Origin of the sequence: Streptomyces sp. HB132, from assembly GCF_016909575.1 — a bacterium.
In the GTDB taxonomy this organism is placed as follows: domain Bacteria; phylum Actinomycetota; class Actinomycetes; order Streptomycetales; family Streptomycetaceae; genus Streptomyces.
This window is the reverse complement of record NZ_JAFBGA010000004.1, coordinates 106,687-128,304: the sequence shown is the minus strand read 5'-3', so window position 1 is coordinate 128,304 and position 21,618 is coordinate 106,687. Positions and strand designations below refer to the sequence as shown.

General features: G+C 68.1%; 15 protein-coding genes. 9 read left to right on the top strand and 6 right to left on the bottom strand.

Features of this window, described 5'->3' with window-relative positions:
• The first annotated feature begins 433 nt into the window (after positions 1-433).
• The 5 genes from JOC24_RS11510 (at position 434) to drmB (ending at position 12,545) form a co-directional block, all read left to right on the top strand.
• The gene (locus JOC24_RS11510) at positions 434-613 is read left to right on the top strand and encodes a hypothetical protein (RefSeq protein WP_205020119.1); all 180 of its coding nucleotides are present in this window, start codon (positions 434-436) and stop codon (positions 611-613) included.
• A 169-nt stretch (positions 614-782) separates the two neighbouring features.
• Positions 783-5,546: a DEAD/DEAH box helicase gene (locus JOC24_RS11505; RefSeq protein WP_205020118.1), complete on the top strand. Its 4,764-nt coding sequence runs from the start codon at positions 783-785 to the stop codon at positions 5,544-5,546.
• Complete coding sequence (locus tag JOC24_RS11500; protein ID WP_205020117.1) at positions 5,543-7,441, top strand: UvrD-helicase domain-containing protein; 1,899 nt, start codon at positions 5,543-5,545, stop codon at positions 7,439-7,441. The genes JOC24_RS11505 and JOC24_RS11500 overlap by 4 nt, the downstream gene beginning before the upstream one ends.
• Entirely contained in the window at positions 7,438-10,683 is a 3,246-nt protein-coding gene (locus JOC24_RS11495; RefSeq protein WP_205020116.1) for a helicase-related protein, read from the top strand. The genes JOC24_RS11500 and JOC24_RS11495 overlap by 4 nt, the downstream gene beginning before the upstream one ends.
• Positions 10,680-12,545, top strand: a complete 1,866-nt coding sequence (drmB, locus tag JOC24_RS11490) for a DUF1998 domain-containing protein (protein WP_205020115.1) — start codon at positions 10,680-10,682, stop codon at positions 12,543-12,545. Before JOC24_RS11495 ends, drmB begins: the two co-directional genes overlap by 4 nt.
• 74 nt (positions 12,546-12,619) lie before the next feature.
• Here drmB and JOC24_RS11485 read toward each other — a convergent pair whose 3' ends face one another.
• Positions 12,620-13,243, bottom strand: coding sequence for an ATP-binding protein (locus JOC24_RS11485; RefSeq protein WP_205020114.1), 624 nt, complete (start codon positions 13,241-13,243; stop codon positions 12,620-12,622).
• Positions 13,244-13,450: 207 nt separating this feature from the next.
• Here JOC24_RS11485 and JOC24_RS11480 point away from each other — a divergent pair, with 207 nt between their 5' ends.
• The gene (locus JOC24_RS11480) at positions 13,451-14,296 is read left to right on the top strand and encodes a helix-turn-helix domain-containing protein (protein WP_205020113.1); all 846 of its coding nucleotides are present in this window, start codon (positions 13,451-13,453) and stop codon (positions 14,294-14,296) included.
• Positions 14,296-14,502: a DUF397 domain-containing protein gene (locus JOC24_RS11475; RefSeq protein ID WP_205020112.1), complete on the top strand. Its 207-nt coding sequence runs from the start codon at positions 14,296-14,298 to the stop codon at positions 14,500-14,502. Before JOC24_RS11480 ends, JOC24_RS11475 begins: the two co-directional genes overlap by 1 nt.
• Here the strand turns inward: JOC24_RS11475 and JOC24_RS11470 are convergent.
• Complete coding sequence (locus JOC24_RS11470) at positions 14,499-15,494, bottom strand: helix-turn-helix domain-containing protein (protein ID WP_205020111.1); 996 nt, start codon at positions 15,492-15,494, stop codon at positions 14,499-14,501. The genes JOC24_RS11475 and JOC24_RS11470 overlap by 4 nt on opposite strands.
• Positions 15,495-15,562: 68 nt before the next feature.
• On the opposite strand from JOC24_RS11470, the gene JOC24_RS11465 reads away from it, so the two are divergent.
• Positions 15,563-16,804 carry an MFS transporter gene (locus JOC24_RS11465; protein ID WP_239580307.1) on the top strand — a complete coding sequence of 414 codons (1,242 nt, stop codon included), beginning with the start codon at positions 15,563-15,565 and terminating at the stop codon, positions 16,802-16,804.
• A gap of 112 nt (positions 16,805-16,916) precedes the next feature.
• Here JOC24_RS11465 and JOC24_RS11460 read toward each other — a convergent pair whose 3' ends face one another.
• Positions 16,917-17,918 carry an SDR family NAD(P)-dependent oxidoreductase gene (locus JOC24_RS11460; RefSeq protein WP_205020110.1) on the bottom strand — a complete coding sequence of 334 codons (1,002 nt, stop codon included), beginning with the start codon at positions 17,916-17,918 and terminating at the stop codon, positions 16,917-16,919.
• A gap of 83 nt (positions 17,919-18,001) precedes the next feature.
• Here JOC24_RS11460 and JOC24_RS33975 point away from each other — a divergent pair, with 83 nt between their 5' ends.
• On the top strand, positions 18,002-18,916 hold the full coding sequence (locus JOC24_RS33975; protein WP_205020109.1) for an AraC family transcriptional regulator: 915 nt from the start codon (positions 18,002-18,004) through the stop codon (positions 18,914-18,916).
• Positions 18,917-19,048: 132 nt separating this feature from the next.
• Here the strand turns inward: JOC24_RS33975 and JOC24_RS11450 are convergent, their stop codons facing one another.
• The 3 genes from JOC24_RS11450 to JOC24_RS11440 all read right to left on the bottom strand — a co-directional run bounded on the left by JOC24_RS11450 (position 19,049) and on the right by JOC24_RS11440 (position 21,566).
• Positions 19,049-19,663 (bottom strand): SMI1/KNR4 family protein, encoded by a 615-nt coding sequence (locus JOC24_RS11450; protein ID WP_205020108.1) that lies wholly within the window; start codon positions 19,661-19,663, stop codon positions 19,049-19,051.
• Between the two features lie 83 nt (positions 19,664-19,746).
• Entirely contained in the window at positions 19,747-20,352 is a 606-nt protein-coding gene (locus JOC24_RS11445; protein ID WP_205020107.1) for a response regulator transcription factor, read from the bottom strand.
• Positions 20,349-21,566, bottom strand: a complete 1,218-nt coding sequence (locus JOC24_RS11440) for a sensor histidine kinase (RefSeq protein WP_205020106.1) — start codon at positions 21,564-21,566, stop codon at positions 20,349-20,351. Before JOC24_RS11440 ends, JOC24_RS11445 begins: the two co-directional genes overlap by 4 nt.
• Between the last annotated feature and the right edge of the window lie 52 nt (positions 21,567-21,618).

The following is a 21,618-nucleotide window of genomic DNA, read 5'->3' as shown; positions in this document are numbered from 1 at the left end:
GTGCCGCACCTCGACAGTCCTTCACTGGGTGACTGATTTTTTCCGCTATCTCCATTTTGGATGCATTTCGTTCGTTCTCCCTCGAAAAGCGGAGGGGTCAACTCCCCTTAGATTGAGTCAAGTTGAGGGTTGCGAGATCATGAGGCTGCCAATATTCTTATATGGACGGAAGAGCCGTCTTGCTCGCGAACCCCGAATTCGGGAAGGCCGGGCGACCGGGGCACAGCTGTATCCAATACCAGAGATCGGATCGAATACCCACTGGAAGTCCTGACAGCGCAGGACCTGTACCCACTAGAGTTTTCGTGGGGAAGGGGCTCGCCCGAGTACGACCCTTTCCACGGGGGGATTCGCACCCAAAACCCCTGTGTAAATCGACCACTTCACATCACGGGGGTAGACCTTCATGGATGGACAGGGATACAGCGACCACTTGAACTCGTACCGCGAAATGAGCGCATTTCACTGGGAAATCGAGACGGCAGGAAGCAAGGCCAAGGTGTCGGAAATTCTCGAGCGGTTCGACCTGCCCGGAGACGACTTCATCGAAGGATTCCCTGATTTGGCGAAGAAGGTTCAGGAGCTGCCGGACAGCCCCACCCTCCCGGGCTGAGTCGCACCCTCAGCACCGACACCACGGGTTGGCAGAGAACGCTCGCCGTGAGCGTGAGGCTGCAGCGCCGTCGCACACCCATGAGCACGACTGGCCGGCTGTTCACTTCTGGCAGCCGGCCAGTGGTTCTCGCCCAGAGCTGGACCTTGACATCAGGAGCGCAGGAGCCGTGTCACCTTCGAATCAGCCAGTGATCGAGACCGTTCTCGAGCAATCCTCTCGCGTTCTCCACACTTACGCCGTCGACCCGGGGCTCGTAGCCGAGCACGCGAATGGAGAGCGCCGGATCACCCAGGGCGGGTATGGCGACCGCCAGCTCTTCGAACTCGTCCAGAATGCGGCCGACGAGATCGCCGCAGAGCCTGGAGGGCGCGTCCACGTAACCCTTACGGAAACGCATCTGTACTGCGCGAACGAAGGGAGTCCGGTCACCCCCGAGGGTGCGGAGACAATCCTTCGCATGAGTATGTCGAAGAAGCGTGGAGGACAGATCGGAAGATTCGGAGTCGGTGTGAAGTCGGTTCTCGTGGTGACCGATGCACCAGAATTCTTCAGCAGCACCGGGAGTTTCGGATTCAACCGCGCATGGTCGTACGAGCAGATCAAGGGGGTGGCCGGCGTCGTCGCTCGGTACGGTCAGCAATTCGACGCCCCCGTGCTTCGGATGGCGCGCCCACTCGACATACAGGTCGAACGCGCTGCCGACCCCGTTCTGCACGAGCTACTGACATGGGCAACCACCGTCGTCCGCCTCCCCTTGCTCGCCAAGGCGAACGAGCGTCTGGGACGAGACATGCACGGCGGTCGCGCCAAAGATCACGGCGAGCCCCGTGATGAGTTCCCGACGGGCTTCCAACTTTTCTCACCGCACGTGGCGAAGGTGGTCCTGGAGGACCGCCGTCCCCATCCTGCGGCTCGCCGAGTCCTGACCACACGGCACTCCGGCGACCTGCACACCGTGATCCAGGAACGGACGGGAAGAGCCACCACCACTGAGCGTTGGAGGGTGTTCACCACCGCCCACGAGCCCGGTCCGGCCGCCCGGGCCGACGCCGGCGAACTCCACGACAGGCTGTCACTCGCTCTGTCCTGGGGCGTTCCCGCCCTGGAGAAGGACGCGGAAAGCGGCCTGTACGTCAACTCGCGCACCCGTGGGCGTGGCAGGTTCTGGTCCTACTTTCCGACCAAGTACGAGATGTCTTTGAGCGGCATCCTCAACGGCGCTTGGAAGACCAACGAGGACCGGCAGAACCTCCTCGACTCGTCGCCTTTCAACCAGGAGATGATCAAGGTATCGGCGGCGCTCGTCATCGACTCGCTCCCCGAACTGACGCCCGCCGAAGACCCGGCCGCATACCTCCGTCTGCTTCCAGGACGGGTCAAGGAGGCGATCAGTTGGGCGGACGAGTTCCTGACTCGGGAGATCTGGGCCCGCGCCGCTACCTGTCCGTCGCTGCCCGACCAGGACGGCATCCTCCGTATCCCCACCGACCTGCGCATCCATCCCCGACTCGACAAAGACCAGAAGAGGGTGGCCGGCTGGCTGCGGATGTGGCACGAGTGCCCGGGACGGCCGGCGAACTGGCTGCACCCGAGTGTCGAGGCCGATGTACTGCGTTCCGGGAAAGTCGAGCACATCCTCGGTGCAGCCGGGCACGAGCGGTCGGACGTCCGCTCGTGGCTGGAGGCCCTCGTGGACGGCGGTACCGCAGAAGCCTCTGCCGTGGCGATGCGAATCCTCGCCGACATGGTGGAGCGTGGTTCTCCGTACGCGGACGAAGCGCGCAAGGCACACATCGTGCTCACCGAGGAGCACGGCCTGGTTGCTCCCGTGCGAGGTCGGGTCTTCCGCCGCGCCGATCAGGGTGGACTGCGCGAGTCCCTGGTGTACGTGGTCGCTGCGCTCGCCCAGGATCCGTCACTGTCACACGCGCTCAACGTCCTCGGAATCCGCGAGGCCGACGTGGAGGGGCGCTTCGTCAGCGTCCTCGACCAAGGCTTCGACGGTTACAGGGACGCCGAGTGGGAGCGATTCTGGGAGCTGTTCCGTCAGGCCGGGATCCGCCGGTTGACGCACAAGCTTCTTGAACGTGTCCCCTCGCCCGGCTCGACGCTGTGCGTACGGACCACCGACGGTCGGTTCCGACCGATCGAGAACTGCATGCTTCCAGGCCCGGTGGTCGATGCCGGGCGTGACCCGAGCATCGCCGTGGACATGGCCTTCCACTCCGACGACATCGCCTTCTTCCCGCAGGTCGGCCTCCTGGAGCGCCCCACCGGAGGGGTACAACCCAAGGAGGGAACCGCCTGGTTCGACACCTACCGTGCTGCCGTCCATTCCGCGTATCTGCGCAAGCTGGACAGTCGTGCCCCCCGCCCCGCGCTGAACCGCCTGAAGGTCGAGGGCGCCGCTGTCGGTGGGCCGCTCCACATCTTTCCCGCGTTGTCCGAAGCCTCCCGTGCCGCGTTCCTGAAGGCGCTGCCCGATGACGCCGTGGTGGACAACTGGACACGTCAGATCGGTGCGCAGAACGCCACCCGGCAGACTGTGATCTCGCCGATCCGCTGGATGCTGCGTAAACACGGCACCGTCGTTACGTCCCAGGGGGTCAAGCCGCTGGGAGAGGCTGTGGGTCCCCAACTCGACGCCTACCGCGATGTTCTGCCGGTCGCCGACATCTCAGCCGAGAAGGCTCGCAAACTACGGCTCCCGACCACGGTCGACGAAGTACCCGCTGACCGCTGGGACGCGCTCCTCGGCGAGGTCACCCGGAGCGAGGACGACTCCTTCGTCGGCACCACATACGTCATGCTCACCCGGTTCGGCGCGGACTTCCCCGCGGACTCCCTCACCCGCTGCCGTATCGGCGACACCTGGGGCACCCGCCCCGACGACGAGATCACGCTCGCCGTGGGGGCAGCCGAATATCGGGCGCTCCGTGGCGAGCAGCTCCCGGCACTGCTCGTGCCCACCTCCGCCGACGCCGAGCTGATGGTCGAGAAGTGGGGCATGCTCCGCTACGCCGACGTGATCAGCCGGGAGACCCGTGAGGTCGTCGAGGGCTCTCCGGTCCCCCTGATCGAGCTGTATCCCGCTCTTCGGCGGAATCTCAACGGCACCAATCGGAGCAGCCTGGTCCAGCGGTGCATCGAATTGGAGGAAGTCACGCGCACCCCCAACGGAACGCACGCCTCTCCCTTGGACGCCGTTCGCCATGACAGCACCGTCAAGGTCCGCGTACCTCTCGAACCCGAACCGATGCTGCGACTGATCGATCGTGAACTGGGTCTGGGTCTCGGTCCGTCCGGCTGCAGAGCTGTCCTCGAGCACCAGGACCGGATGGCCCGGGACAGCGCGACGCAGGCGGCGCGGAAGGCTGTGCGTGACACCGAGGACGTGGTCGCCAAGATCGAGCTGCTGATCGGGGCCGAGGCACTCCGGGTCGGACTCCCCGAAGGACTCATGGGGGCAGAGCTGGAGGCGACCAACGGCATCGAGCCGTCGGGTCGGCGAATCGCACAAATGGCGTTCAATGCCCACGGTGACGGTGTACTTCACCAACACGCCCGCGACATCCAGTCTCGGTACCCTGACGCTCCGGTGTCCTACAGCGGCTCCTCGGTCGCCGTCGCCTTCGTCTCGGACCTGAAACTGCCCGTGTCGTTCGCAGGTTCGCGGACCCCGGCACCGCCGTCGTCCGAGACCGTCCAGGGCCCCCGGGACTTCCCGAGCCTCCATGGCTACCAGGAGGACCTGGTCCGCAACATCACCACCATGCTCGACCGTCTGGCACCCCAGCGCGGCATGCTGTCGCTGCCGACCGGAGCAGGCAAGACCCGCGTCACCGCTGAGGCGGTGATTCGCTGGGTAAAGCGCGTGGGCGACCTGAGGGGACCGCTGCTCTGGATCGCGCAGACCGAAGAACTGTGCGAACAGGCCGTTCAGAGCTGGAAGTTCGTATGGAGCAAGGTCGGTGCGGAGAAGCCGCTGACCATCAGCCGTCTCTGGAGCAGTAACGAGGTCGGGAACGTCATTGATCATCCCCACCTGGTGGTCGCCACCGACGCCAAGCTGGAGCGTTGCCTGGGAACCGAACAGTACGCGTGGTTGCAGCAGGCCGCCCTGGTGATGGTTGACGAGGCCCACACCGCCATCGCCAAGAGGTACACGGAAATCTTGAGCCTGTTGGGGCTCACCCAGTACGAGACCGGCAGGCACCTGATCGGCCTGACCGCCACCCCGTTCCGCAACACCAACGAGGACGAGACCCGCCGCTTGGTCAACCGCTTCGGCAACCGGCGGCTCGACGAGGGCGTCTTTCCATCAGGCGACCCGTACCGGGATCTCCAGCACTGGGGGATGCTCGCACAGGTCGAGCATCGCACGTTGGAAGGTGGTCGGATCGAGCTGACCCGTGACGAGAAGGCGCAAGCCGAGCGCATGGCGATGCTCTCCCGTGCCGCCGAGCAACGGCTGGCAGACGACCACGCACGCAGCCGTCGCATCGTCGATTCCGTGGCCGCGCTGCCCGAGGGCTGGCCGACGCTGCTGTTCGCCACCTCTGTCGACCATGCCAAGTACCTGTCGGCCATGCTCAACGATCGGGGAATCCCATCCGCCGCGGTGGACTCGACGACGAGTACGCAAGACCGCCGCACGCGCATCGAGAACTTCCGCAACGGCCGGATCCGGGTACTCACCAACTACGGCGTGCTGACACAAGGGTTCGACGCTCCCGCAACTCGTGCCGTGGTCGTCGCCCGGCCCGTGTACAGCACCAACGTCTACCAGCAGATGATCGGTCGAGGCCTGCGTGGTCCGCTCAACGGCGGCAAGGACACGTGCCTGATCCTCAACGTCAGCGACAACATCGCGAACTTCGACACCAAGCTGGCCTTCACCCAGTTCGAGCACCTCTGGAGCAGGAAGTGACCGACGCCTACCTCGACAGCCCGCCACTGACGGACGAGCAACGGGCCGTGGTCGAGCAACCCTGGGACGCCCGTGTTTTGGTCACCGCGGGCGCCGGGGCCGGAAAGACGCACACCCTGGTACGCCGGCTCGACGCGCTGTGCGGACACGAGGACCCTGAGGAGGCGTTGGACGCCGCCGACATACTCGTACTCACCTTCTCCCGGGCCGCCGCACGCGAGCTTCGCGAACGGATCGCCCGACATGGGGAGCGGGCCCGCCGGGTCCGGGCTCAGACCTTCGACGCCTGGGCATACGGAGTGCTCCGGCAGGCCCACCCGGACGGTGAATGGGCCGGCTTCGACGAGCGGATCAAGGCCGCGGCCGTGGCGATCGAGAAGGGCGCGCTGGAGATCGGTGAGGCCGCGCCTCCGACCCATGTAGTGATCGACGAGGTACAGGACCTGTTGGGCGCGCGCCGCGAGCTGGTGGAGACTCTGCTCGACCGGTACCAGGACAGCTGCGGCTTCACCGTTGTCGGGGACGCCGCGCAGTCCGTCTACGGCTTCCAGATCGTGGACCCTCGCGAACGCGTCGCCGAGATCAACCGCTTCTTCGACTGGCTGCGCTGCTCGTACCCCGACGATCTGGTGGAGCTGCGGCTGACCGGGAACTTCCGTGCCACCACGCCGGAGGCCCGGGTGGCCCTGGCACACGGACCACGCCTCCAGCATCTCACCGACCCGGCCGATGCCGGCACGCTCTACGAGGAGCTTCGTGAGCTTCTTCTGGACCCGGTGAACGCCATGGGTGACCTCGACGACGAGTTCACCCTGGCCGGTCTACGGGATTCCACCGACACCTGCGCCATCCTCACCCGGGACAACCGGGAGGCCCTTGTGGTTTCCGAGTTGCTTCACGCCCGCGATGTCGAGCACCGATTGCGGCGTCCGCTGGAGGAGCGTCCGGTGCCACACTGGGTCGCCGAGTTGCTGCGCCGCACGGAAGCGACCGGCCTCACGGAGGACCGGTTCCGCTCGCTGCTTACGCAGATCCCCCTTCCGTACGAACCGAACGCGGCAGCCCTGTGGACCACGCTGCGTCGGGTCGCTCGCGGATCCGGGCGGAACGTGATCGATCTGAGCCGGCTGCGCCGTGCGATCGCCGAGGGCCGATTCCCCGACGAGGCAGCCGACCCGGAAACCGCCCGGATCATCGTCTCGACCGTGCATCGGGCCAAGGGCCTGGAGTTCGACCGGGTGATCATGCTGACTCCACCGACCGTCGCGGAACTGCACAAGCGTCACAAGGACGAGCTGGACCTCCCCGCCGAGGCTCGCGCACTCTACGTGGCAATGACGCGCTCCCGTCACGACCTGTACTACATCACGCCGCCCGAGCTACCGCAGTTCAGGCGGGTGGGAAGACGGGGCGCAGGCCGCCGCTACCTCGGCGGCTGGCGTCCCCACGACCGGTTCGGCGTCGTCGCCGAGACGGGCGACGTCTGCCGGGACGACCCGCCCTGCCACGACGGCGACGCCGTCGCCACCCAGACCTACCTGCTGGAACGGGTCAGGTCCGGGCAGCCGGTGGTGCTGCGCAAGCGCCACGACATGCCGATGGGTGAGTCGCAGAGCCCGCCGTACGCCTTGATGCACGACAGGAAGGAGATCGGCGAGGTCTCGCGGCAGTTCCGGGAGGCGCTGTACCAGGTACAGAAGGTGAACAGGACCTGGTCCCCCTGGTGGCCCGACGAGATTCACGGTCCTCGAATCGACACCCTGGAGACCGTTACGGGCAGCACCGCTGCGGGATCCAACGCCGGACTGGGCGACCGAGGTGTGTGGATCGTCCCCAGGATCATCGGGGTCGGAAGGTTCCGGCGGGCCGACAACGACAAGGAGCAGGGAGCATGACACACCTGGCAGGCCGACACTCCGAGCACTATCGGGTGCGAGACGAGGAACTCCTGGTGGGCCTGCGCCGTGAGCTCCTCGGCCCCGCCGAGGACGCCTCACCGGACGAACGGGTCGAGGTGCTCACCCAGGACGCGCCGATCGACCGCTACCTGATCGGCGTGCTGTACCCACGTGCCTCCAAGGAGAGAACGGTCGAGATCGCCGCCGAACAAGACGGCCCGGACGCCACGTCCGTGGCTTCCGGCGACTACGCCGAGGACTCCGAGCCGGTGAGGGACGTCGGCGCGTCAGGAGACAGGCGTCCCTCCTCCATGGGGCTGACCTTCGCGGTCGATCCGACCATAAGCGAGTCGATCATCGTCTCGTCCCGCGCCGCCGTCTACGAGCCAACCGACGCCGACGGCAATCCGATCCCCCCTCGCCGGGCCGAAGCCCGCACCACTGCCCAGCAACGGGAGCACTGGCGGCGCAGGGAATTGCAGCTTCCGGACCAGCCCATCGACGTGACCACCCCTGCGACGCCCGAACCGATCGAACTCCTCGCCGGGGCGGTTGCGTTGCACGTCATCGTCCGTCGTCCCGATCGTAGGACCGGCACAGTCACGGTCACGGTGACGCTGATCAACAAGAAGAAGATCGGTGAACGGGATCTGCAGGACGCCTTCTCGCTCTTCCAGTGCGGGCTGACCGTACGGGCCTCCGACGGCTCCACCGCGTTCGTCGAGCGTCCCGCATCGGCCTCCGCCCACGATCCGGAAATCGCCACGAGCCGTCTGCTGCACCGCCACGCGCCGACTTTCGCGATCGGACACGGCTGCTCCGCCGCATGGAAGTGGACCCCACCACCGATCGGCATGACCGACTCCGTCACAGCCGCCGTGACCGAGGTGCGGAGCGAGTTCGTGCCCAGCGTGGAGGTGCTCCTCACCGACTCCAATCCGGAGATCGACAGTTCGTCCCTGTCCATGCTGGGGCTGGCCGGGAAGCCCGACGCCGAGGTCCTTGCAGTTCTCGAAGAACTCGCCGCAGGTTACGAACGCTGGATCGACCGGAAGTCGACCGAGGTCGATGCTCTGGCGTACGACACCCATGTGAAGTCAGCACAGAACCAGGTCAGGGCCTGCCGCGAAGCGCTCGCCCGCATCCGCGAGGGCATAGAGCTACTGCGGACCGAAGCCGACCTGATGCAAGCCTTCAGGCTGGCCAACCGTGCCATGGCCGACCAGCGCGCCCGCAGCAAGTGGGTCAAGGACGGACGCGTCGGCGCTCCCGACCCGGCGGCCGGCGAATGGTACCCGTTCCAGATCGCTTTCATGTTGCTCTGCGTAGCCGGCATCGAGGATCGCAAGCACCCCGACCGGAAGATCTCCGACCTGCTGTGGTTCCCCACCGGTGGCGGCAAGACGGAGGCCTACCTCGGGCTGATCGCCCTGACGTCCTTTCTGCGGCGCATCCGCAAGGGCACCGATGGTGGCGGTGTCACGGTACTCATGCGCTACACGCTTCGGCTGCTCACTCTCCAACAGTTCGAGCGCGCGGCAACCCTTCTGTGTGCCATGGAGCAGGTACGCCGCCACACTCCCGAACTCGGGAATGAAGAGTTTTCCGTCGGCATGTGGGTGGGGCGGTCCGCCACCCCCAACACGCTGGCCGTGGCCGGCACCAAGCTTCAAGAGCTGCGCGCGAACCTCGACAAGCGCCTCGCCACCGAGAACCCTGTCCAGTTGCACGCCTGTCCCTGGTGCGGGACCCGCCTCGACGCACGCAACTACGAGGTCGACGAGGCCGCCAAACGCATGCACGTCCGCTGCACCGGCGCGGGCTGCGACTTCACCGACGGCCTACCCGTCCACCTGATCGACGAGGCGGTGTACAACGCCCGACCCACACTCGTGATCGCCACCGTCGACAAGTTCGCCTCGATGCCGTGGCGGCCGGCCACCTCTGCGCTCTTCAACCTCGACGACCCGGACGACGACACCCCTCCTCCGGAGCTGATCATCCAGGACGAGCTTCACCTGATCTCGGGTCCGCTCGGAACTCTCACCGGTCTGTACGAGACCGCCGTGGACGCACTCGCCGCAGGGCCGAAAGTCATCGCGTCCACCGCGACCATCCGTCGCGCCGCCGATCAAGGCCTCTACCTCTTCGCCCGTGACGTACGACAGTTTCCGCCCGCCGGCCTGGACTCCCGCGACTCGTGGTTCGCCGTGGAGACCCCGCGTGAGGAGAAGGCGAGCCGCCGCTACGTCGGTCTCCTGGCTCCCGGCACGAGCCAGTCCACCCTGCTGATCCGGGCGTACGCCACTCTCCTGCATCGTGCCAAGAACGCGAACACCTCGGACGAGGTACGCGACGCGTACTGGAGCCTGGTCGGCTACTTCAACAGCCTCCGGCTGCTCTCCGCAGCGGAACTCCAGGTTCACGACGACGTGGTGGCCTATCTGGAGCTGCTTGCCGAGCGTGAGGAAGTGGCTGTCCGCACAGTCGCGAATTACTCGGAACTCACCAGCCGTATCGACGCCAGCGAAATCCCCACACGTCTCAAAGCAATCGAGAAGAAGCTCCCCGACGAGGACACCGTGGACGTCATGCTCGCCACGAACATGATCGCGGTCGGCGTGGACGTGAACCGTCTTGGTCTCATGGCCGTGATGGGGCAGCCGCAGACGACAGCCGAGTACATCCAAGCCACCAGCCGGGTCGGCCGCGCGCACCCCGGACTGGTAGCCGTCATGCTCAACCCGACGCGCTCCCGGGACCGTTCTCATTACGAGAGCTTCCAGCACTTCCACTCGGCCCTGTACCGCGAAGTCGAGTCGACCTCCGTCACGCCGTTCTCCGTCCGTGCTCGCGAACGGGGCCTGCACGCTGTGATCGTCGCCCTCGCCCGCATCATGATCCCCTCCGCCCGCCCCAACGAAAGTGCCGGCAAGGTCGAGTCCTATATGCACATTCTCAAAGACCGCATCAAACCGGTGCTCATGAGCCGGGTGGGTGCGGTCACTCCGGAGGAGACCGAGGCCGTGTCCCACGGGTTCGACGAGTTCGTCGAGTGGTGGCGCAAGGAAGCCAGCAACCACAGTGGTCTGCTGTTCGAACCAAACCGGGGCAATCGCGCCCCGTCGCTCCTGAAGGCGTACGACGACGAGTCCGAGGCCACCGGGGCGTGGCCCACGCTGTGGAGTCTGCGCGATGTCGACGCCGAGACCGCCCTGTTCATGGAGGGGACCCGATGACCCCGCCCCCCGCACGTCGTCGCCGGACCGCCGCCGGAGGCGGCACGCCCGCTCACAGCCTTCCGCGGCGCGGCACGGTCCGCCGTGCCCAGGCGATCACCACGTACGGCGTCGGCTCACTGATCGCCGTCGACCAGGAGTCCTTCATCGTCTCGGGCCTGGACGAGGCCGACCGGAGCTGGAACGCCGACGAATCACCACGGATCAGCGAACGGCGCCTGGCTCGACTGCTCGGCGTCGACCACTTCCGCTTGCCGCCGGCGTCCGGCGACTCCAGCAAGGACGGTCTCCGGGTCCGACGCTTCCCTTTGATGCATTCCTGCCCCGAGTGCAACGAACTGCAGCAACACGGCAGCTTCAACCCGCCCGCCGGTCGCAGCGTCTGTGGTGCCTGCGGTGTCGACCTCGTCCCGTCCCGTTTCGTCGTCGCTTGCGAGGCCGGACATATCGGCGAGTTCCCCTACTGGCAGTGGGTGCACCGCTCGCCCGACCGCGGGTCCACGACGATCGGGAAGTGCGGGGGAACTCTGATGATGCGCTCGTCCGGGCGTACGTCCTCACTGCGATCGATCCTTGTCTCCTGCACCTGCGGGCAGGCCCCCGAGGTCTCGATGGAGGGTTCCTTCCGCCGGAACGCCTTGGGAGACCTGGGCCTCAAGTGCCGGGGCTCCCGTCCGTGGCTCGGCACGTCCACCCCGGTTCAGGGGTGCGGCATCTCCCTGCGCACGCTCCAGCGTGGTTCGTCGTCGGTGTGGCAGCCCGTGCTGAAGTCAGCGCTGTCCATCCCGCCGTGGAGCAACCGCCGCGAGGATCCCCTCGACGGCCACTGGGAAAAGCTCAGGAAGTACGACGACCCGGCGGCCGTCGCGATCTACCTCGACGCTGTCTTCGACGACGAATGGCCTGTCTCCCTGGACGAGGTGATGACACTGCTCGCCGCCGAGCGCGAAGAGGACCCCGACGGAGAAGCGACTCCCACCTTCGACCACCGCTACCGTGCCCTCCGCAATAAGGAGTACGAGCGTCTCCGCTCGGGCAACGACGAAAGTGGGCGCTCCCGCGAGGAGCAGTTCGTCTGCGAGACCCCTCCGGGCGATCAGAGGGTGCTTGACCCACTGGGTGTCACCGGCCCGATGTTGGTCAAGAAGCTCCGCGAGGTACGCGCTCTCAAGGCGTTCACCCGGCTCATCGACGCCGAGTCGACGACCGATTCGACGGAGATGCCACTCTCCGAGCGTCCCCTTCGCTGGCTTCCGGCGATGGAGGTTTGGGGCGAGGGGGTGTTCCTCCGCCTGGACGAGGAGCGACTCGGCTCCTGGGAGAAGACAGCGACGGTGGAGGCCCGAGTCGAGCGGATGCGTACCGCACATCAGCGGATGCTCGAGCAGCGCGCCGACGACCTGAGTCAGGTCGCCCCCTCGCCGGCCACGCCTCGCATGGTGCTGCTGCACACCCTTGCCCACATCCTCATCGACGAGTGGAGCCTGGAGGCGGGCTACCCGGCCGCTTCCCTGCGCGAACGTCTGTACGCCGCCGAGGACATGGCCGGGGTGCTCGTCTACACGGCGACGAGCGACTCCGCGGGCAGTCTCGGCGGTCTCGTCGCCCAGGGTGAACCGGACCGTCTCGACCGGTCGGTCCGTTCGGCCGTCCACCGCGCGGAGTGGTGCTCTGCCGACCCTTTCTGCGTGGAGTCCGAGACATCCGGCACCGGTGGGACAAACCTCGCCGCCTGCCACGCCTGCGTGATGCTCCCCGAGACGAGTTGCGAGCACAACAACCGCCTGTTGGACCGAGCGCTACTGATCGGGACGCCGGAAGATCCCTCAGTCGGATTCTTCAGCGCGGCTCTGCAGCTCTGACAGCACAACCGAATGAGTGGTCGACGGTCGATCGTTCGGATCGCCGACCGCTCCGGTGCTGCTGACAACACGGGTCACGCCGCCTCGGCCTCGAAGTGCATCAGCGCCCGGTCCAGCAGGTCGTTCGAGTCGCCGCCCCGGGCGGTGATCCAATACAGGAGGTCCGCGATGAGATTTGTGGCAGACTCCTCGATCAGCCGCCTGGAATGCCTCCCCGACAACGGCATCGCCTCCACATCCCGCCGGTACGTCGCCAGCACAGCTTCGGCTCGCATCAGCCGGCGACAGGGCACCTCCGGATCGACGGACAGCTCACACCAGACGGCTTTCCCGGTGGCGGTCAGCACTGCACCCCAATCGACACCCACTGCGGCGAGCAGCGTCATCCCCCGTCCGCACTCGTCCTCGAATGACGCAGCGGTTGGAGCAGGCAACAGCCGGCTGCAGTCGTGGAGCTCGACACGCACTCGGCCTCCCGCCACCTCCACAACGAGAGTGGCGGGCTCACCATGCCCCACATGCTTGATCACGTTGGTGGCCAACTCGCTCACCACCAGCTCGGCCCCCTCCAGCACGGCCGACAGGCCCCATTCCGCCAGCTGCCCGCCGACGATGCGGCGCAGCACGCGAACCACTGCGGGTTCGGCTCGGAACGGCAGCACGCTGCGGAGCCGGTGGTCCGTTTCCTGCCCGGGCATGCGCTCTCCTTTCGGGTCACAGCAGTCTTACGAGGCGCACCGAAGCGACTGCACTGCGTAACCACGACTGCGAGTATGGCAGCAGGAAGTCGCATTTTGGAACTTCTCACCAGAATCGATCGGGTGATTACGGGCAGCGTCAACTGACGCCGCCCGTAGCCTGATTGCTTCGGATCGCCCCCGGCCAGGAACGGAAGGCCTCTCACCATGTCCGTCAGGACCACGACACGACGTCGCCAGCTCGGCGCGATGATGCGTAAGTTGCGCGCGCAGAAAGGCATGACGCTGGAGGAGGCGGGCCGGCTCATCGGAGTCTCGAAGGCGACGGTCAGCCGCTACGAGACGCAGGAGGGCTCGGTGAAGTGGCCTGTCGTCGATGCTCTCTGTCGGGAGTACGGCGCCTCCGAGGCCGAGCGGACAGCCATGGTGGGGCTCGCGAAGGACGTCAAGCAACAGGGTTGGTGGGGACCGTACACGGACTCGATTCCCGCCGACATGAACCTACTGCTGACCATCGAGGACGAAGCGGTACGCGAAGACCACTTCTCCTCCACCTACGTGCCTGGGCTGCTGCAGACGCGGGACTACAGCACGGCGATCCAGCAGGCCAGTGAGATGCGCCTCGCCCCTGAGGAGATCCATCGGCTCGTGGAGATCCGCATGAAGCGCCAGGGGCTCCTGATCAGGCCCGAGCCGCCTCACCTGTGGGCCGTTCTCGACGAGTCCGTGATCCGGCGGACTGTCGGGTCCCGGGAGATCATGCGCGAGCAACTCGCCCACCTGCTGCGAGCGAACGGTTCCCCGCACATCACCTTGCAGATCCTTCCGTTCACCAACGGTGCCCATGGCGCCGCTCTGGGGAGCTTCGTGATCCTCGGAGGAGTCGAGGCGAGCCTGGACGTCGTCTACGTCGACCTGCATGTCGGTTCGGTCTTCATGGAGAAGGAGGCGGAACTCGACCGATACAGACTTGCGTTCGACTACCTGCGTGCACAAGCGTTGGACACGGCCGCGTCATCGGCCATGATCGAACGCGTCCGCAAGGAGATGTGATGGCTGAGATTCCGAGTTCACCGGCCCCTGCCACCTGGTTCAAGTCCTCCTACAGTGGTGCGAACACGACCGAATGTGTCGAGGCGGCTCATCTGCCGGATGTCACGGCAGTCCGCGACTCGAAGAATCCCCACGGCCCGGTGCTGCGGTTCGGACACAAGTCCTGGAGGGGTTTCCTCGCCGGCGCCCCCCTCCACGCCGGCTAACAGCCGGGTCCTGGGACGGAAGCCCCACCCCCCGACGCCTCCATCAGCACCTCCCCCGCCCCCGTCCTGACGTACAGCACCGACCGCCCCGCTCGCCGACGCTCCACGAGTCCCGCGCCCAGCAGCACCGACAGGTGACGGCCCACCGATCCCAGTCCCTGCCCGGTCACAGCGACCAGTTGGGTCGTGCTCATCGGCGTGCCGAGGAGCGCCAGCAGGCCGGCGCGGGCGGTCCCGATGAGTGCCCCGAGCCCGGCCGGGGCGGGCCGCCTGTGGTGGCCTTCGGCGAGCACGCCCAGGCACGGGTAGACGACGGCGTACCGCTCCCGTCCCTCCCATGACACCCAGCTGGTCCGTGGCGTCACCGGCATGAACAGCAGTTCGGCGCCGGAGGCGATCTCCCGCGGCGGGTAGGCGAGCGGGTTCACCTGGAACCGGCTCTCCCCCAGCCACCGCGTCCCCGGCTTCAGGGAGTCCAGCACCGCCGCCCAGCCGCCCTGGTTCACCTGTGCGGTCCGCGCGACCATGTCGGCCTCCAGGATGCGCCGGCGGCGATCCCAGTACGGCCGTACGGTCTCCTCCCAGACGTAGGTCAGGAGCGCGGTCGCCCTCTCTGGCAGGTCCTCCCGCTCCAGAACGGCTGGGAGCGGGCCTCGCAGGGATACCCGGAGGTTGGTCCTGGCCTCTTCGGCTCCGGCCGCCCGTACCCGGGCCGCGGTCTCCTCGAAGCTCTCCCCGACGCATGAGGTGGGGCAGAAGAAGTCGGCGATCCAGGAGGTGCCGATCGCCGCGTGCACCAGCGGCGCGATCACCGGGTCGGCCGCGAGTCGCGCACGGTATCCGGGCAGGTGCGCGCGTAGCCAGGCCTCCTCGCCCGGGTGGCCGCCGGTCCCCGCGTACAGCAGCTTCAGGCTCGCGAAGGTCTCGGCGAAGGGCGAGAGCACGAACCGGCTGCGCGCGAGCGTGTCGGTGTCGATCTGCCACAAGCCCATGCGTACGACCTTTCGCGTGTCGGCGAAACAATACGCACGGCCCCCGGTCTGCTCCCAGACTCCTGCGCATGCACAGCTATCGCTCCCTGTTCCGCACTCCGGAGTTCACCCCGTTCCTGCTCTCCTTCGCCGCTTTCGCCGCGGCCCAGACGATCGGCGGCCTGGCCCTCGGCACGCTGGTGTTCCGGTCCACCGGTTCGCCGTTCCTGTCCGCGGTGAGCATGGTCGGACCGCAACTGGCGCAGTTGCTGGGGGGCGCGTTCCTGCTCTCGAGTGCCGACCGCCTTCCCCCGCGCGCCGTCCTGACCTGCCTGGCCCTCGCCTTCGCTGCCTGCACGGCCGTGCTGGCTCTGCCCGGTCTGCCGGTCCGGGCGGTCTTCGGCGTCGTCCTCCTGCAGGGTCTCGTCGCGTCGCTGGGTGGCGGAGTGCGCGGAGGGCTGTTGAACGAGATCCTGACCAAGGACGGCTACGTCCTCGGGCGTTCGGTGTACAACATGCTCTGGGGCCTGACACAGATGGCCGGTTTCGCGACGGGCGGCGTCCTGCTGACGCTCCTGACCCCGGGGACCTGTCTGCTCCTCGCGGCGGCGCTGTACCTGGTGGCGGCCCTCGTCACCCGCGTGGGTCTCACGGCCCGCCCGGCGCGCTCCTCCGGCCGCCCGTCGGTCTCGGCGACCTGGCGCAGCAACGCCCTGCTGTGGTCCTCACGCCCTCGCCGTCTGGCGTATCTGGGCCTGTGTGTGCCCAACGGCCTGATCGTCGGCAGTGATTCGCTCTACGTCTCGTACGCGCCCGATGCCGCCGGCATGCTCTACGCGTGCGGGGCGCTGGGCATGTTCGTGGGCGACATGGCGGTGGGCCGGCTGGTGCCGCCCGCGGTACGTCCCCGCCTCGCCACCCCGCTGCGCCTGCTGTTGGCGGTGCCGTATCTGTTCTTCGTCCTGCAGCCGGGAGTGGCCCTGTCGGCCGTTGCCGTCACAGCCGCGTCCGTCGGCTTCGCCGCCAGTCTGGTGCTGCAGGAGCGCCTGCTGGCCCTCACACCCGACGACCTCACGGGCCAGGCCCTGGGCCTCCACGCCACCGGCATGACCGCCATGCAGGGCCTCGGCACCGTCCTCGCTGGCACGCTGGCCCAACTGACGTCCCCGGCACACGCGATGACGCTGATGGCGGCCGCGTCGGTCACCGTGACCCTGACACTCGCGGCACTGGACAGGCGCGAGGGGCGGAAGCCGGCCGCCCCCGGCGCGCATCCGGGGTTCGTGCCCAGGGACACGCCTCGGGCGGGCCTTCCTGAGACAGACCGGTGAACAGGCGGCCGGGGAAGCGCAGCCGTCGCGGGCCGGGAGGCCGGCCGGGCGGCCCTACCTGAGGGGTCGGGCCGCGTGGCCACAGGGCCTGCGTGACTGCGGGGAGAGCGGGTCAGGCTCCGCCGAGGGCCTCGGTGCCGTACTCCCAGAGCCGGTTCGCCGCCTCCGGGTCGAGTGCGTGGGCGCCGACGCCGCCGGGCCGGTCGTCGTCGCCCCGGACGGTCCGCGCCTCCTGGTTGTCCTCGAAGTAGCGGCCGGTGACGCCCTTCAGCAGAGGTGAGGCCGCAAGGAGGACCGAGGTCGCGGCGCCCTGCTCGGGAGTCTTGTAGTACGGCAGCGGCTCCAGGTTGCCCGCGTCGTCCATCACGCCGAACGCGCGCATGGTGTCGTCGTCGAGGTGCCGCTGGAGGCGCGTGAGGATGTAGCCGGGGTTCAGCGCGTTGGCCGTGATGCCGTCGGCCGCCCAGCGGCGGACGCCGGCCGCGAACAGGACGTCGGCGGTCTTGGACTGGCCGTAGGCCACCCAGGGGTCGTAGGGCCTGCGCTCGAAGTGGGGGTCCTCGAAGTCGAAGGGCACCTCCTGGTGGGCGCCGGAGCTGACGACCACGATCCGGGCGGATCCGGCATCGCGCAGGGCCGGGTGGAGGCCGGTGGCCAGTGCGAAGTGGCCGAGGTAGTTGGTGGCGAGTTGCGCCTCCCAGCCGCCCGCGGTGAGGGTGCGTGTGGGAAGGGCCATGATCCCGGCGTTCGCGACGAGGATGTCGAGCGGCCCACGCCACGCCCGCGTGAAAGCGGCGACCGAGGTCAGGTCGGACAGGTCAAGGGCCTCCGTGCGCACCAGGCCCGCGCCGCCGGTCGCGGCGAACTCCCTGACCAGTGGTTCGGCGGACTCCGGGCGGCGGGTGGCGACGGTGACCTCCGCGCCTGCGGCGGCCAGCGCGCGGACGGTCTCGGCACCGATCCCGGAGGCGCCTCCGGTGACCACGGCACGGCGGCCGGTGAGGTCCACGCCGTCGATCACCTCGCCGGCCGAGGCGTGCGAGCCGAAGGGGGTCGTCAGGAGGGTGGGGTCGTCGTGTGCGGGGCTGCCGGGTTGGGAGTGGTTCGTTGTCATGGCTCCACGCTACGACGAGCGAATTGGATGTCCTATGATCGAGAGTCCTCATTTCTTTAGCGATCGTCCAAACTGGAGGTGTCGTGGATCCTCTCGAGGATGTGCTGGCCCTGCTGGATACGCGCGGCCGTCTGTCCGCGAGCATGGTGGCGGGAGGACGCTGGGCCGTACGGTTCGAGGCCCCCGAGGCCGTGAAGTTCAACGCGGTCCGGCGCGGCTCCTGCCTGCTGGAGGTCGACGGTCTCGACGAGCCGATCGGCCTGGCGGAAGGCGACTGCTACCTCCTCACACGTCCGCGCGCCTTCACCCTCCGCAGCGACCCGGAGGCCGTCCCCGTCGACGCCGGCCCGGTGTTCGCCGCGGCCGAGGACGGCGTCGCGCGGTTCGGGGACGGCGACGACGTGTTCTTCATCGGCGGCGCCTTCTCCTTCGGTGCCCGCGCCCAGGAACTGCTGCTCGACCAACTGCCGTTGGTCGTCCACGTCCCGGCCGACACCCGACACGCGGAGACGGTGCGATGGGCGCTGAACACGATCGACCAGGAGCTGAAGGACAGGCCCATGGCCGCCACGCTGGTGACCGAACAACTCGCCGTCGTCATGCTCGTCCATGTGCTGCGCCTGCAACTGGCGCGCGATCCGCACGCGGTGTCCGGCCGGCTGGCCGGTCTCGGCGACCCCGTGATCGCCGAGGCCCTGACCTTCCTGCACCGCGACCCCGCACACGCGTGGACCGTGGCCGAACTCGCGAACGGTGTCGCGGTGTCCCGCTCCACTCTGGCCGCCCGCTTCAGGACGACGGTCGGCCAGGGCCCGCTGGAGTACCTCACCCACTGGCGCATCGAGCTCGCGGCCCGGCAACTGCGCGACGGCGGGGACACGCTGGCCGCCATCGCGCGCTCCGTCGGGTACGGCTCGGAGAGCGCCCTGAGCGTCGCCTTCAAGAGGGTTCTGGGTGTGCCACCCGGCGACTACCGCAGGCAGGCGGCGATGCGGTGACTCGGCCCGGCCGTCCCCGTCTCCGGAAGGCGGTCGCACGGCGGAGACCAGCGTCTCGAGCACGTCACAGGCCACGCGTCGGGTCGTGATCAGGTTCACTTCCGACGTGGGCGGGAGACGTGACGGCCGTACTCAGTCCATGTCCTCGTACCCGGAGTGGAACAGCGCGGAGAAGCTGGGGTACTTCGTCGGGTTGCCGTACTTCGGCGCGAACTCGTAGGCGGCCCACTCGCCGTCCGGCCCGACGTCGGTCGGATCGAGCAGCCAGAAGTCCTCTCCCCGGGCGATCTCGACGGACCGGCGGAACAGCTGCACATCGTCCTCGTTGCCGGGTATCGAGTCGTAGATCTCGGTCACCCGCATGCCGGCATCGCCGTCCCGCATCCACGAGACGCGACCGCACGGATGAACACCGTCCACCCAGCCGTTCACGCTCGTCCAGCCGTCGCTCGCCAGGAAGAATCCCCGCAGGCTCGGTGGGAACCGCACCCCGAGCCGCTTCTCGGACGCCACCAGGGCCTCTTCGCCAGCCGGCGCCTCGCCCAACCAGACTTCGACCCGTTCCTCCCGGTCCAGCGCGTCCAGCTGATCCCCATCCAGCAGATCGAGCAGCTTGTCGTCGTCGGGATGGTTCATCGCGTACCGCTCGCCGTACCGCTCCAGAAAGCCACGCCACTGCTGCGGCGTGGTCGGAGCAGCGGCAACTGCGCCCTCGTCGCTACCAGTTGTCTCAGTCACACCGATCATGGTGCCAGGTGGCTATGACAACGCCGACGACTGCCGGCCGCATCGGGAGGGGGCAGGAACACGTGACATCTGACCGACCGCGCCTAGAGCCACCCCCGCTCCCGGGCCATACGCGCGGCCACGTGCCGGTTCTCCGCGCCGAGCTTCATCGCGGCGGACGAGAGGTAGTTGCGGACCGTCCCGCTGGACAGTGAGGCGCGGGCTGCGATGTCCGCGACCGGGGCGCCGTCCTCGGCGTACGACAGGAGTTCCGCCTCGCGGGGCGTCAGGGGTGATTCGCCTGCGGCGATGGCGTCGGCCGCGAGTTCCTGGTCGACGTAGCGGCCACCCGTGTGGACGGTGCGGATGATCTGGGCCAGCTGGTGCGCGGACACCGTCTTGGGTACGAATCCGCGCACGCCGACGCTCAGGGCTCGTTTCAGGGCCCCTGCCCTGGCGTGGCTGGTGACGATCATGGAGGCGCAGCCGGGCACGGATTCGCGCAGTCGCGTGGCGACCCCGATGCCGTCGAGGCCCGGCATCTGGAGGTCGAGCACGGCGACGTCGGGGCGGTGCGCGACGGCCATGGCCAGTGCCTCGTCTCCGGTTCCGGCCTGCGCGACGACGGTGATGTCGTCCTCCAGGGTGAGGAGCGAGGCGAGCGCGCCCCGGATGAGGTGCTCGTCGTCCGCGAGCAGGACCGTGATCATGCGTCTTCTTCCCAGGGGATGCGTGCGGTGAGGCGGAAGATGCCGCCGGGTTGCTGTTCGGTGGTCAGCGTGCCACCCGGGCCGGTCAGGCGTTCCCGCAGCCCCGCCAGGCCCGTGCCGCCACCGGACGGGGTGTCGGGCGCGCCGTCGTTCTCCATCACCAGCAGCGCCGTGGTCGGGCCCGCGGGGCGCAGTGCCATCGTGCAGCGGGTCGCGGCCTGTGCGTGGCGCAGGACGTTCGTCGTGCCCTCGCGCACCACCCAGCCGAGGGCGGACTGCACGTCGGGGGGCAGGCGGTCCGCGGGGCCGTACTCGATGCGGCAGTCGATGCCCGCTGCCTCCAGCACCGAGCGCGCTCCGGCCAGTTCGGTGTGCAGGTCCGCGGTGCGGTATCCGCGGACCACCGACCGGATCTCCCGCTGCGACTCCTGCGCGATGCGCTGCACCTCCTCCATGTGCTCGACCGCCTCAGGACGGCCGCGCCGCGCCAGCTGCGCCGCGAGTTCGCTCGTGAGCGCCACCACCGCGAGGTTGCGGCCCAGCACGTCGTGCAGGTCACGGCCGAAGCGCAGGCGTTCCTCGGCCACGGCCAGGCGGGACTGGGTCTCACGTGCGGCGGCCAGTTGCTCGATCAGCCGGACGCTCCAGCCGGAGGCCCGGGACGCGGCGGCCATGAACGGCACCATGAACGCGCTGGCACTGACGGCGAGTGCCAGGGACGGTCCGGGCAGCCCCGCCACGCCGGCCCCCACGAGTGCGGCGACCGCGACGACCGCCACCAGGGCAGCTCCCCGACGGGGCGACAGGGCGAGGGCGGGAGGTCCGGCCCAGAACATCAGCAGCCACACCATGTAGGACGTCAGGTCGCCGGCGTCGATACGTCCGGACGACAGCAGTACGCATCCCGCTGCGGCCATGACCAGGGTCAGGGCCGTGTACACCGCCACGAGCAGGGTCGGCCGCGGGCCGGCGGTCAGGTAGTGGCGCAGGGCGGAGCGCCACAGCAGGAACTGGACGACGGCGTGCACGGCGCCCAGCACGGACACGGTCGCCAGTACGGGGGCGTCGCCGTCCGACCGGAACATCCAGATCGTCCAGAGACCCACCTCGGTGAGGGCGAGAAATCCGACGCTGCCCACCGCGTACCGTCGGTACCGCTCGGGGCCGTCCCGGCCGCCGAGCCGTTCCACCCAGTCCTCCATGCTCACGCTCATGATCTCCGACTTCCCCGTCCGGTGGCCGTCGCACCAGGTGGGTCGCACCGGG